General features: G+C 44.2%; 12 protein-coding genes. 5 read left to right on the forward strand and 7 right to left on the reverse strand.

Annotated elements, in window-relative coordinates:
• The first annotated feature begins 35 nt into the window (after nt 1-35).
• The 3 genes from ACIFO6_RS07510 to ACIFO6_RS07520 all read left to right on the forward strand — a co-directional run bounded on the left by ACIFO6_RS07510 (nt 36) and on the right by ACIFO6_RS07520 (nt 2,215).
• Nucleotides 36-893, forward strand: a complete 858-nt coding sequence (locus ACIFO6_RS07510) for a hypothetical protein (RefSeq protein WP_430039584.1) — start codon at nt 36-38, stop codon at nt 891-893.
• Nucleotides 894-1,004: 111 nt separating this feature from the next.
• Nucleotides 1,005-1,760, forward strand: coding sequence for a threonine/serine exporter family protein (locus ACIFO6_RS07515; protein WP_430039586.1), 756 nt, complete (start codon nt 1,005-1,007; stop codon nt 1,758-1,760).
• A gap of 20 nt (nt 1,761-1,780) precedes the next feature.
• Entirely contained in the window at nt 1,781-2,215 is a 435-nt protein-coding gene (locus ACIFO6_RS07520; protein WP_430039588.1) for a threonine/serine exporter family protein, read from the forward strand.
• A gap of 59 nt (nt 2,216-2,274) precedes the next feature.
• Here the strand turns inward: ACIFO6_RS07520 and ACIFO6_RS07525 are convergent, their stop codons facing one another.
• Entirely contained in the window at nt 2,275-2,796 is a 522-nt protein-coding gene (locus ACIFO6_RS07525) for an N-acetyltransferase family protein (RefSeq protein ID WP_430039591.1), read from the reverse strand.
• A 211-nt stretch (nt 2,797-3,007) separates the two neighbouring features.
• On the opposite strand from ACIFO6_RS07525, the gene ACIFO6_RS07530 reads away from it, so the two are divergent.
• On the forward strand, nt 3,008-3,736 hold the full coding sequence (locus tag ACIFO6_RS07530; protein ID WP_430039594.1) for an MBL fold metallo-hydrolase: 729 nt from the start codon (nt 3,008-3,010) through the stop codon (nt 3,734-3,736).
• A gap of 72 nt (nt 3,737-3,808) precedes the next feature.
• Entirely contained in the window at nt 3,809-4,897 is a 1,089-nt protein-coding gene (locus ACIFO6_RS07535; RefSeq protein ID WP_430039597.1) for a M24 family metallopeptidase, read from the forward strand.
• A gap of 114 nt (nt 4,898-5,011) precedes the next feature.
• Here ACIFO6_RS07535 and ACIFO6_RS07540 read toward each other — a convergent pair whose 3' ends face one another.
• The 6 genes from ACIFO6_RS07540 to ACIFO6_RS07565 all read right to left on the reverse strand — a co-directional run bounded on the left by ACIFO6_RS07540 (nt 5,012) and on the right by ACIFO6_RS07565 (nt 12,558).
• Nucleotides 5,012-6,022, reverse strand: coding sequence for a sigma-70 family RNA polymerase sigma factor (locus tag ACIFO6_RS07540; RefSeq protein WP_430039599.1), 1,011 nt, complete (start codon nt 6,020-6,022; stop codon nt 5,012-5,014).
• Nucleotides 6,023-6,129: 107 nt separating this feature from the next.
• Nucleotides 6,130-6,252: a hypothetical protein gene (locus tag ACIFO6_RS07545; protein WP_430039601.1), complete on the reverse strand. Its 123-nt coding sequence runs from the start codon at nt 6,250-6,252 to the stop codon at nt 6,130-6,132.
• 191 nt (nt 6,253-6,443) lie between these two features.
• A complete protein-coding gene (locus ACIFO6_RS07550) occupies nt 6,444-6,941 on the reverse strand; it encodes a hypothetical protein (protein WP_430039603.1) in 498 nt (165 codons plus the stop codon).
• Nucleotides 6,942-7,108: 167 nt separating this feature from the next.
• Nucleotides 7,109-7,645, reverse strand: coding sequence for a sigma-70 family RNA polymerase sigma factor (locus ACIFO6_RS07555; RefSeq protein WP_430039606.1), 537 nt, complete (start codon nt 7,643-7,645; stop codon nt 7,109-7,111).
• A 526-nt stretch (nt 7,646-8,171) separates the two neighbouring features.
• Complete coding sequence (locus tag ACIFO6_RS07560; protein ID WP_430039609.1) at nt 8,172-8,432, reverse strand: hypothetical protein; 261 nt, start codon at nt 8,430-8,432, stop codon at nt 8,172-8,174.
• Between the two features lie 136 nt (nt 8,433-8,568).
• The gene (locus tag ACIFO6_RS07565) at nt 8,569-12,558 is read right to left on the reverse strand and encodes a DNRLRE domain-containing protein (RefSeq protein ID WP_430039612.1); all 3,990 of its coding nucleotides are present in this window, start codon (nt 12,556-12,558) and stop codon (nt 8,569-8,571) included.
• Between the last annotated feature and the right edge of the window lie 10 nt (nt 12,559-12,568).

Consider the following 12,568-nt stretch of genomic DNA (forward strand, 5'->3'; position numbering starts at 1 on the left):
CTTTATGGATGTACTTGGATAAGGAGGCATACACGATGATTCCCGGTTCTAACCCTGCCTACGGATCAGCTACACCTTTGATTGAGGCAATTATAAAATTTGAACAGGAGCTTGAAGCGAACCGGCATTCTCTGAGTTTCGATTTGGGATTAATTATGGAGCATGGCCGCGCGCCACGATATATGGCTACACCACCGGATGTGATTCCTTTTGCCCACGCAGGCGTGGACGGAATACATTACGGCTTTTTAACGGATTTTGGACTTGTAAAGGATCTTTCGCAGGCTCCCATTGTGTGCATATCCCCTGTTGACTGGACAGGTGTATGGGTGGTTGCCCGCCACTTGCAGGATTTTTTAAGTGTTGTTTATACAGACAATAGTTCATTAAAGCGCTACTACGCTAGTGGACAGGATTATACAGGACATACAGGACAACGGCCGCCTCAGGCCGTAGATGAACGCACTGCGTTTGTGCGGGAATCCTTTCGGGAGCGCTTCGGTGTTCAACCGATTCAGGATATGGCTGCCTACATCGACAGTTTGCGAACCGAGCGCAAGCAAAACGAAGCTGCCCCTACATTGAACGGCTTGGGCATTCCGGCATTTCCTTCTTCCACAAAACAGCGTTCCTATATGAAGAGTGCTCTTTTAAGCGTGGCAGAGCCCTTTCATTGGGATAAACAAGGTGAAACGGTTCGTGATTTATTCCGCAACGCTTCGCGTGAAGCGAGATTGGCCTTTATTCGGGATGCTCAAACACGCCATCTGTTCACCCATTCTGCCCTTCGTGTTTTTGTAGCAGGACAGCTTAGATCCATGGGCTTGTCTGAGGCTGCAACACATTTGGAAGAGTCCTACTATACAGTTATTCCCGATACGATGGAATCTTGACGGATTCCTTCTTATTTCCCACACAACCGCCTCTGAAAGGGCGGGTTTTTGTGCTACAATATAAACAAATAATACGGCCAGACGGCCCGGTACGAATGAAAGAGAGCGAGCATGAATAATCATTCCCATCCTACCCCTGAGATCATCGAGGTTTGTCTGCTGGCAGGCAAGCTCATGATGCAAAATGGAGCCGAAACCTATCGTGTCGAAGATACGATGTCCCGCATTGCCTTAGCCTACGGCATATCCCAGTCCCATAGCTATGTGACACCGACCGGGATTTTTTTTGCCATTAACGACTCGGAGCCTGCCAAGCTGATCCGGATTGCGGAGCGGACCACCGATTTGCACAAGGTAGTAGAGGTTAACGCGATTTCACGTCAAATAAGTCGGGGTGACCTGTCACCCCGCGCAGCAGTTACGGAGCTGTCCAAGATTGAACGTGGTCCTCTCCGCTATTCCAATCGCGTGCAGCTGATGGCTGCGGCCTTGGCGAGCGGCTGCTTCATGATTATGTTTGGCGGGGTCTGGCGAGACTTCCCTGCAGCCATTCTCTGTGGCGGGGCTGGCTTAGCAGCCGTGCAATATTTTCACAGACTCGTTAAGGTTAAGTTTTTCTCAGAATTTTCGGCATCTTTTCTAATCGGCTTGCTGGCGGCCTTACTGACAGTTGCAGGCTGGGGCCAGATGATGGACAAAATCATTATTGGCTCCGTTATGCCGTTGGTGCCGGGCTTATTAATTACTAATGCCATTCGGGATTTGATGGCCGGACACCTCGTTTCGGGTATTTCCAAGGGCGCTGACGCTTGCTTGACGTCCTTTGGCATTGGGGCTGGCGTTGCGGTTATCATTTCATATATGTGATTCGGGGGAGATCCAAGCTTATGCTTGCACAATTATTCACAAGCTTTATTGCTACCGCTGCTTTCGGCATTCTTTTCCATGCTCCCCGACATTCACTGCTACAATGCGGCTTCGTCGGCATGTTGGGCTGGCTCGTCTATTATTGGACGACAGACAGCATGGGACCTGTGATCGCCAGCCTGTTGGCAACGGTTCTGATCGGGATCATCAGCCAGAGCTTGGCCAGACTGTACAAAATGCCCGTTATTATTTTCAGCGTGGCAGGCATGATTCCGCTCGTCCCGGGGGGAATGGCCTACAATGCGATGCGACAGTTTGTACAACATAATTATCCTAAGGCCCTGGAGCTTGCTATGAGTACGCTGATGATCGCAGGTGCCATTGCTGTCGGCTTGGTGCTGTCTGAGGTGCTCAATCAAATTTTTCGCAACATCCGTTTTAAACCACAGCGTTAAGCAATGGGGATAGGCAACATCTTTTTTTCATGCTCCACTTTATAACAATGTTTGTTCGTCTATTTATCCTCAACATCCACTCGTTTACCCAGAATAGCCAAATCCCGCTCTATGCTGTCTAGCACCGCAACACGCGGATAATAACCCCATTGCTCAAAACCGAATTTCTGCAGCAAGCCGATACTTGGCTTGTTGTGACCGAATACAAATCCCAACAGCGTCGTAATTCCAAGCCCAGGGCATGCATTCAGTACGTGCTGCACCATACGGCTTCCTGCACCAGTTCCACGAGAATCTTCATGGACATAAATACTGATTTCCGCCGTACCGTTATAAGCTGGACGTCCGTAAAAAGACTGAAGGCTGGCCCACCCTATAATCTCCTCTTTATGTCTCAGAACCCACAAAGGTCGATGGTCTTCTTCATGAGCCTCAAACCATGGGATACGGCTCTCCACTGTCACGGGCTCCAAATCTGCCGTTACCATTCGTCCTGCAATAGTGGAATTATAAATGCCCACAATAGCCGGAAGATCCTTCCTGCGCGCAAATTCAATGGAAAAAGATTGGTCCCTATTCATCGTTTGTACCCGCCTCCTGCTCTGTTAATTTATTTCATTGTACAAGACAAGCGCCCGAACAGCCATATGGAGTTGTTTTTTGCGGTTCGGATGTAAAGGGTTCTATAATAGAGCTTGATGAAAAGCAAAAGCCTCAAAGGTTGGTCGACCCATTAAACAATAAGAGACAGGAGGTGGGCTTCGGAGTTCACAGGATTCTGAAGCAGCTTATATGAATATTGGAACCCAGATTTTGATTTTGGAAGTACCTATGGAATCCTTCTTTGGAAAGACGACGATTTATCCTGTACTGCTTAAGGATGAGGACGGGCTTACACTCATTGACACGGGGATGCTAGGCCAATTGGAACCATTGCGCAAGGCTATTGCAGATGTGGGAGAGGATATCAGCCACCTGAAGCGAATTATTTTAACGCATCAGGACATGGATCATATCGGAAATGTTCATGCACTGCTGGACTTGCTGCCGAATACCGCTCTTTTGGCTCATAAGGATGATATTCCTTATATGACAGGGGATCGGCCGTTTGTGAAGCTGACACCGGAACGAATCAATCAGATGGATACTGTGCTCAAGGGGCAAGCCGAGGATATGATTCGCCGCCTGCCGGACTTGCGCTTTGCCCATGCCCTTGAAGACAGTGAGCATCTTCCTTACGGTGGGGGAATACAGATTATCCATACACCTGGTCACACGCCGGGGCATATCAGCTTGTATGCGCCGGCGCAAAAGCTGCTTTTGGCGGCGGACGAGCTGCGTGTAGTTGAAGGCGAACTGGTCGGGCCTGCTGAATCGGCTACACCGGATATGCCACTGGCCTTGGAAAGCCTCGTTAAACTGACTGTATTGGATGTCGAGAAGGTGCTGTGCTACCATGGAGGTTTTTATGATCAAAATGTACAGGCACGTCTACAGACATTAAGTCAGGAACGAGACTAAAGTAGTCAGATCTATAAACAAATATGTAATAAGCGTTATAATGAATCCATGAATAGAAAGGGTTGAATCTGCATGAATGATAAAATAACCCGGCTGTATGATGAATTGAAGTCACAGTCATGGGACGGATTGCTCGTCACCGATCCCAAGCATATCTACTACCTGACTGGCTTTGCCAGTGAGCCGCATGAGCGATTTCTTGGCCTGGTACTGCTTCGGGATGAGGAGCCTGAACTAATCGTGCCTGCACTGGATGCAGAAGCGGCCCACGCTGCTTCTTCCGTGACTCGCATCTCCACCCACACAGATACAGACAATCCATATGATCTGCTGCGCCAGCGCGTAGGTACTGGGGTGAAGGTGTTTGCCTTGGAAAAGGAACACGTCTCTGTACTCCGCTACGAGCAGCTACATACGGCCATTGGTGCGGCTCAATATGTGGATCTGGGCCCTGTGCTCCAGGACATGCGCGTAAGAAAAACACCTGAGGAAGTACGACGTCTGAAACATGCCGCACAATTGGTGGAGGACGCGCTTCGCCACGGCCTGACCCATGTGCGTGAAGGCGTGACAGAAGTCGAGCTGGTAGCCGAAATTGAATACCAGATGAAGAAAATCGGCGCAGATGGCCCGTCCTTTGACACTACGGTGCTGTCCGGACCCAAAACAGCGCTGCCTCATGGCGTTCCAGGCACACGCAAGCTGCAACACGGCGATTTGCTCATGTTTGATATGGGCGTATATTCAGATGGCTACGCCTCAGACATTACGCGCACTTTTGCTTTCGGCAAGCTGTCAGCTGAGCTGGAGACGATCTATCAGACGGTACTCCGCTCAAACGAGGCTGGTATTGCCGCCATTCGTCCGGGTGTATCCTGCGCGTCGGTAGACCAGGCAGCTCGTGCAGTTGTAGACGCTGCCGGGTATGGTCCCGCCTTTAACCATCGGGTTGGACACGGCCTTGGCATGAGCGTTCACGAATATCCGTCTGTGCATGGCGGCAATGAAGACCTGCTTCATGAGGGCTTCGTGTTCACCATAGAACCCGGCATCTACGTGCCAGACCTCGGCGGTGTGCGGATTGAAGATGACGTTCTGGTCACCTCTGACGGAGTAGAAGTACTGACCTCTTTTCCGAAAGAGCTAACGGTACTGGGATAAGTTTGATATCTTGTTTCACTTTAAAGCTCATGCTGAAAACTGCATGGGCTTTTTTACCCTCCTTTCTAATACCGTTCGAGAGCAGTTGTGATTTTCGTTTAACTTTGCTATACTTTATATAGCTAATTTTGCTTTTTTGCGGATATAGTAAAGAACACGTTTTGAATACTTTGAAATATCATAGCCGGATATTTTAAGTACATCAGTAATGTCTGTTACATTCAAGACCTGTTTATGTTCTTTACTCATCTCTACAATTAAGTTAATTTCTTCTCTGTATTTTGATTGAGCTTCAATTGGGATATTCTCAGTATCCTGTTTGTGTTTATCTATTTTTTTTCTGATGCGTGCTAACGTCCTGCTGATTGTCATGGGGTATACGTGGAGTATTTCAGAGATCCGGGAGTTATTAGCTCCTTTCATAATTAAATGCATCACCGTTTTTTCATGTTCGGTAAATAGAGGACTACATAACAGTTGTTGAACATAAACCTTATTAGTTACATGTTCATCCATGTTATTTTGTGAGTTGTCTATAGCTTCAAAGTTATCTATTGAATCAAAATGTTCCATTGCATCACTGAATTGGGCAACTTCTCTGTAACGTTCTATAGAAACTTGAAGTAGCTTTGCCATTTTTTGCTCTGTCGGCCTGTAGCCTAGTGTATCTTCTATTTCTACCATCCTTCGGATCATATCAATAGCTCCCCGACTAAGTCTTACCTCTTGAGAGTTGCTATATAATAACTGATTAACCTCCCATAAAATTGGCCTTACTACATACGTTGTAAATTTAATTCCTCGATGAATATCGAAATCCTTGAGTGCCGTTAGCAATCCTATACATGCATGTTGGTATAAGTCATCTTCAGTAACCTTGAATTTCATTTTTATCTCTTCTATACTTCCCTTATATCGCATAATAATTGAAAACATAAATTTCCGATTCTCTTGAAGAAACTCCCCAAGAAGGTCTTTGTCCTCTTTACACGCACAGATCAGCTTTATATTATGCATATCCTTCACAGCAGATTTTCTTAATTGTACATACGTATCACTGAGCAATCCGTTCACCCCGTCTTTCTGACGATACCAGCATAATAAATTTCCTTCTACATTGATCACACTCACACTCCAGTAGTCGGTCTGCCTTTTTAGAATTTATCTATCTGAATAGTTAATGAGATACGTATGGCCGGAATCATCACGATTCATATCATTTCCTCCAGAGTTTATTTATAGCGATAGTCTGTAAAATCCTTAAGATGGATTTCCACCCGATTCAGGTTACAGTCTGGTTCATCTGCTAGCGTTTGTTCCAGCCTTTCAAACATAAGCAGTATCCCTTTGCTCACAGGCGGCTTACATGTGTCTTCACCTGCATCGTATCTCGCCCACCACTTCCTCAGGGATTCCATTGTTAGGGTCTGATTGATATAATCCCCACAGTGCTTACACCAAAGAACAAGGGATTGATCGCATTCCATTTCTTCAGGAACAAAAGAAGATTCCGCCCCACAATGGGGGCATTTATTCATATAACCGATCATGTTCTATAACCTCGTTCCTGTTGCTGTTCCTTAAACCCAGCAGGTAGAGAAACAGGATCATAGCTTGGGTTCGCTATACCGTTTAGACGAAGGGTAACCTTCGGGTCTGTCAAAAAATAATAGGATACTTCTATTCTTTTGCGGTCAGCACTCTCCGTGTAAAATTCAAAACAAAATTCTCGCCCACCCTTTACAGGATGAGCTACCTGAAAATAGAGACCTTCACTATAATCTTTACAATATACGTGGTTAACAATTACATTTTCATCAACCACTAAGGACCAATAATCGGCAGGGGTAATAACATCCGCCTTTATTGAAATAGCGAAAAACTCCAGATCATTAGATATCTTAAAGGTGTCTGTTACCTTTCTTTTACCTTCTAAAGCTCTTAAACCATCTATATCAACCCTGCGACTTGCTATGCAGGGCCTTGTTTTGGTAGGATAGAAAGGTGGATCTAATCTTCCACCAACTATATAGCGACTCAACATGTAAACTACCTTCCTTTTTAACAATTTTCATTCAATTTTCAGAATCATTCACTTGCAATGCCTCGGCCAGATATGTATACTAAAAATGTATAGTAAGGGGCAGTGCGTAGTGCCTTTCTATTTCCTTTTGGATTTGATTTTATTCTGATACTGGTATATCAGAATGTTTATTTGTCAATCTCTGTTTTATAGAGATCTCTTAGTTTTTTCACGGCTCGACAAGCATGGGATTTATGAATATTAAGATAATGGGCGATTTCTGTAGGTTTCATATCCATTCCTTCTTCAGTGAATAGCATGAAATTTATGATTCGTTGCTCCTGTTTTGTGAATCTGTTACGGCTGCTTAAGTAGTCTACTTTCACGTCTGCTAATTTAAATCCGTAATCATTCACTTGAACCGAGTAATAATTGGCCATTGAGCCTTCTTCATCTGTGCCATCGCAAAAGTTAACGGTTGTACTGAACTGTGTAATTTTACGTTTTTTTTTACGATAATAGTCAACCACAGAACGTTTAATGACCGTATGCGAAAACGTAGATATATCCTTTTTTATATTCCCTTTGTGAATCGCTGTCAGAATTTGAACGATCGAATCCTGTTTCACATCTTCTCGATCCTCCTCGTTAACACCACGAAGTATAAAGTTAAAAATATGATTTAAGGTATCTGGGTTAAATGTGCTAACATTTGTTGTTATCATTGCGGTTCTCCTATTTAATAGTTTATTTTAATTCAATAGGTTCCAATTCACTCTGTTCCCTCCTTAAAACTGGTATCACAACTCCTTTCCAAATTTCGATATTCGACAATTAGTTTCCACTTTTTTCTTTATCTTACCCTGCTCTTTTTTTAATACGTAATACATTTGAATCAGTTCCATTTACCTAATTGAATATATATTTTTTAGGATTCTACTCTATTAGTCGTCATATCTATCAGAAGAGTTGCAATTTATATATTTCTTTTTAAAAATACGAACTTATGTTCTCATTCTAATAGGTATATATAACCTTGTCAATTCCTAACATTGATTGATGTTATTTTCATCTGGTTATATTGTTTCATTTTTTTGTGTATACATCTTTAAAAGCAAGTCTTTTGAATCAATTTGAACATGTTTCTTAAGACCTATTCCAACATCCCTTTGGAAACTGTCGAAGTTTCTCGATAGCCTCCATTAGTACTTCATTTCAAACGTCCGTTTGCTTTCCCTATAAATCTATTTCCTATCCACCTTCAAGTCTGGCTACCAATGCCTCTACCTTCGCATTCAAGGATCTGTTTTCTGCAAGCAAGCTTAAATTTTCGGTCTGAAGTACAGCTATCTCTTCACTTAAGCGATGGATTTCCTCCTTATGACTTGACAAGGCATCCATTAAAGTAACCCGAAAAGCCTGCTCATCTTTGGACAATAGCTCTCGTTCTTTAACCTTATTATTGCTACGACCGCTGGCGTAGCCGATGACTCCTGAAATGCCCGTACCCATGACTCCAATAACTGCGGTTATTACATTTATATCCAGCCCATGTCACCTGCCTTTTGCCTATTTTCTTCCCTCACAGGTTCAATATAAGTAAAAATCAGTAAAACTTAACCCCTGCTACGAATAGCAGGGGTTAAGCTTACATGATAAAGCAGTATCCGTATTCTGTAGCCACATCTATGCTGGAAGCCATCTCATCATACACCTGAACCTGTATAGCCCCAGGTAGTAATGATTTCTGCCACACGGAAATTTGGCCTTTTAGTATAGATCTTTTCCAAATGTCCATAGAACCATGAAGATCATTTTGTCGATACTGTCTGACCACCACTAAGCCAGTGACAATGGATTTCTCCCACACACTCATATCACTTCGCAAGCTTATTTGGGCTGTCCTTCTCACAGTTAGATCGCCTGTAATGTGACTATGTTCCCGAATCCCCAAATCTGATAGAAGCTCTGTTTGCTCTGAATGTCGAACGGTAACGCGACCATATTTATCATACGCTGCGTCCCGCCTAATCCCCACTTCAGCATTCAGATCATGGTGTTCTATCACACGAACCGATAGTTCGGTATCCCAGTCCTGCTGATCGGAAAGGCGCACCGAGATTCGAGACCATCTATCCGATTCACGGCTTTTCCGTGCACTAATCCTGCCTTTAAGTTCAGATTTCTCCCAAGTTTTTACGTAAAGCTCACTCGAGATAGAGTCCAAATGACTACGTCTGATTCGCAGATGAGAAGACTGATCCGTATGGCTGTCCACTCGAACCTTTAGGTTAGAGCCCAGATTACCGGATCTTACTCCTACTGCAATTTCCAGATCAGAAATGAGCTTAACCCGCACTGTAATTCTTGACTGCATATCCATTCTTTTATGGTACGGAATGGATATAGAGGCCCATAAATTCCCTGAAAGTACAGTAAGACTTGAAGGCACATCTTTTTTCGGCCAGATCGCTATACTTGATCTCAAAGAAGTATAATGCGGTATTGTGACCGTTGAAGGTAGCCTGGAATGCACTTTTGTTCTTACAGACAAATCGGATATGAGCAGGTTACTAAACACAATTTGTAGCCTGCCGTAAAAATCAGGATTGTGGATATTCATATCCGCAGACATATCTTGCCTATCAAGTATACGCCCCTCCACCATCAGATCCGCTTCACGAGATCTACGGACTGCAATAGAGCTTTTCTTTACTGCTCCCTGAAAGACGGTTATGCTCCCTAATATATTAGGGATACTCAGTTCCATACCGGAAGAGATATCCTGATGCTCTGTCCTTCTTACACGGATCGACCCAAGCGTTTCCTTACGATTGACAAGAATCGTTGCCGTAAGCTCGGGAAACGGAGCTGCCCAGCGGGTAACGCTCAGTTCGGAAGCAAGGTTCTCCCTGTAAAGAACATACATATTCGAAGGTACGATTTTTCTATTCACCGATAGGGTACTGTCTACTGAATTCTCACGTGCAACAGCAATAACAAGCCGGGCCTCCAAAGATTGATTATCCTTGCGGCGTACGGACACTTTACCGTTAAAGTTAGGTACCGTCACTGTGATATCGCCCAGGATCTCCCTTTGGTTATGGACAAACAAGCTTCCCTTCCAAACCGTTGCTCCATAGGACTGTTTGATGCGAAACGAAGCAGGAAGATGAGACATCTTACTTACACGAGAAGCAAGGCCACCTTCTATGCTATTCCTGCCCAAGCTATAGATACGAGTATCATAGTAGGTAATATTCAATATAGGACGGTACGATTTTTGCTCCTTGGTAAAAAAACGAATACTTCCATTTTCAAATTCATCCAGAGCTTTAAGGATATAGCCAAAATTCTGTCTTGTTCCTTCATGCCATGCACGAATGGAATCAGTCACATCAAAAGAAATGTATCCTGAATCTCCACCTACGTCATGAACGATGTTTATACCGTCATAGGGTGAATTAGGACTGCTAAAGCCAAACGGAAACGGTTGGTTTTTCCAGGTAACTCCATATTCTGTCCATTCCCTGGATGCTTCAATGAGCTGTATCCCCTTCAGGGGTACGTTGCGACCATCGAAATATACTTTGAGCTCGGCAGATTTAATCGTCGTATTTTTCTTGGGAATAGAAGCTGTATTCAAATCAAAGCCAACATAAGATCTGTATCTCTCCTGAGCCGAGGCAGAATATCCGACATACATTTGTTCCTCAACACCATAGTTTAATCTGGGCTGAGACTCACGAACAAAAGCATCTTTATTAGAATACATGATCGTCGTGTACGTTGGAGGCTCGATAACATCATATCTGCCTTTCATCCAGGTATAGGGTGCAACTCCTATAGATGAAGTCATATCTGAAACTTCCCGAACCGTCATTACAGACGGAAGATCATCATAACTCCGAGAAGTTATCCGGTATCTGCCGGTAGACTGGGTAAAGGACGCAATAGATAAGAATGAAGGTAGATTCTCCGTTTTCTTAATTTCCAGACTGGAATAAAGCTCTATAACATGACTTTTACGAATATGGTAATGCCCTATTAATCGGGTATGGATACCTACCAGAATGCTACTGTGTAGATCAGATATTCTTGGTACCGTCAGGAAGGAGATTAAGTCTTCGGCTCCAAGAGACTCTATACCATATTTCACGGCCAAGTGAGTATGAGTTCGTACAGACAATGATGAATATATTTGATGAATAGACTTAATTTGCAGGCTGGAGCTGAGGTCAGCAGGCTCGATCCCCCGCACCTGATATCTTCCGCTGACTCTTGCTTGAGCTTTAACTTTTAAGCTGCCGGTGATATGATTAGGCTTTTGGACCTCTATTGCAGCTTTGAGGTTTTGCTCCTGAGCAGCATGAATATCATATTTGGCGGCTAAGGTAGTACTTGCTTGAACCGATATACGGGAAGGTAATCCCTGTTGCACAACATTCAGGCTGGAAAGCAAATCATTTGGCATGAGCCGCTTCACATCGTATGTGGCTACTGCTATAGCTGATGAACTAACACTCAGCATGGCAATAAGATGATCGGATACCTTAACTGCCAGCCTACCTTGGACATCGCTGTTATCCGCAGGTAGGATACCGTAGCGAGCCTTTACTGCTGCTTTCCCTGACGTATTAACACCCAGCACGGCTGCAAGATGATCCGCTACTTTAACTTCAATAGTACTCTGTACATCATCATGATCCGCAGGGCGGGTCGCATAGTGCGCTTTTACAGAAACATGAGTATTAATATGCATATTGCTTACTATATGACTAGGCTTTTTAACGGTTATATGTGAAGACATGTCAGCCATGTCGGTAGGAATAATGGTCTGCTTCCCTTGAACTTCCCCGCTAATTCCCACTTGCAGGGATGCAGTGAGATTTTTCCTTTCTGGTACTCTCATATAAATCTGCATGTCAGAATGCCCTGTCCCCAAAAGGTAACCAGACATATAGTTTGTAACGATTTCATCCATCGTTAACGCAGCATTGTACATCCGTACAACAGGAATATATCCACGAAACCCTTGGCTATCCTCTATACTGTGTTTACCAATAAAAAGTCCATCTGGCTGTTTGGTATGTTCAGTAATTTCAGCTTGCACGTTTCCCTGAGGAGCGCCGTTCAGAAAAGTAGATAGATTGCCTGTAATTTCGTCATATGCGCCAACAATATGATACCATTCATTTCTGGGTAACTTCCCTAAGTTGGCATATGCTTTTCTCGTACGGGTCGCAACCTGAAGCTCCAATTCCCCCACAGGGTTAAACATGACCAAAATGCCCTGGGTATCGTTCAACCATCCCCCGGAAGACAAAACAACGTTGCCCCCGATATAATATATCCACACTTCAAAGGTAACACTGGCGACAGTCCTAGAGGTATCCGCGCCTGTACATTGGATATAATGGCTCGTCCCGTTAAAAAACAGGGCATAGGGATCGGCGAGAGTGTTTCTGCCTCCCCAACCATCATCTTTCGTAAAATGGAAGCCCTTCAGTATGCCGTGATTTCCTTTACCACTCAAATCATACCATTGCGAAGTGGGTTTTGAGTTGGAGCCAACCTCCAAACCTTGATCGGCAAGGGAAGCGTGAAGGGAAAGGATTAATCCTCTCTTACTAAACATGAACATCACG

Origin of the sequence: Paenibacillus sp. NRS-1781 (genome assembly GCF_050467745.1) — a bacterium.
Lineage (GTDB): Bacteria > Bacillota > Bacilli > Paenibacillales > Paenibacillaceae > Paenibacillus > Paenibacillus terrae_A.

Bases quoted from the DNA above. Each gene is read 5' to 3' on its own strand.
- ACIFO6_RS07560 (WP_430039609.1), bottom strand. From the start codon at position 8,432: ATGGGTACGGGCATTTCAGGAGTCATCGGCTACGCCAGCGGTCGTAGC.
- ACIFO6_RS07550 (WP_430039603.1), bottom strand. From the start codon at position 6,941: ATGTTGAGTCGCTATATAGTTGGTGGAAGATTAGATCCACCTTTCTAT.
- ACIFO6_RS07565 (WP_430039612.1), bottom strand. From the start codon at position 12,558: ATGTTTAGTAAGAGAGGATTAATCCTTTCCCTTCACGCTTCCCTTGCC.
- ACIFO6_RS07535 (WP_430039597.1), top strand. From the start codon at position 3,809: ATGAATGATAAAATAACCCGGCTGTATGATGAATTGAAGTCACAGTCA.
- ACIFO6_RS07515 (WP_430039586.1), top strand. From the start codon at position 1,005: ATGAATAATCATTCCCATCCTACCCCTGAGATCATCGAGGTTTGTCTG.
- ACIFO6_RS07520 (WP_430039588.1), top strand. From the start codon at position 1,781: ATGCTTGCACAATTATTCACAAGCTTTATTGCTACCGCTGCTTTCGGC.
- ACIFO6_RS07510 (WP_430039584.1), top strand. From the start codon at position 36: ATGATTCCCGGTTCTAACCCTGCCTACGGATCAGCTACACCTTTGATT.
- ACIFO6_RS07530 (WP_430039594.1), top strand. From the start codon at position 3,008: ATGAATATTGGAACCCAGATTTTGATTTTGGAAGTACCTATGGAATCC.
- ACIFO6_RS07525 (WP_430039591.1), bottom strand. From the start codon at position 2,796: ATGAATAGGGACCAATCTTTTTCCATTGAATTTGCGCGCAGGAAGGAT.
- ACIFO6_RS07555 (WP_430039606.1), bottom strand. From the start codon at position 7,645: ATGATAACAACAAATGTTAGCACATTTAACCCAGATACCTTAAATCAT.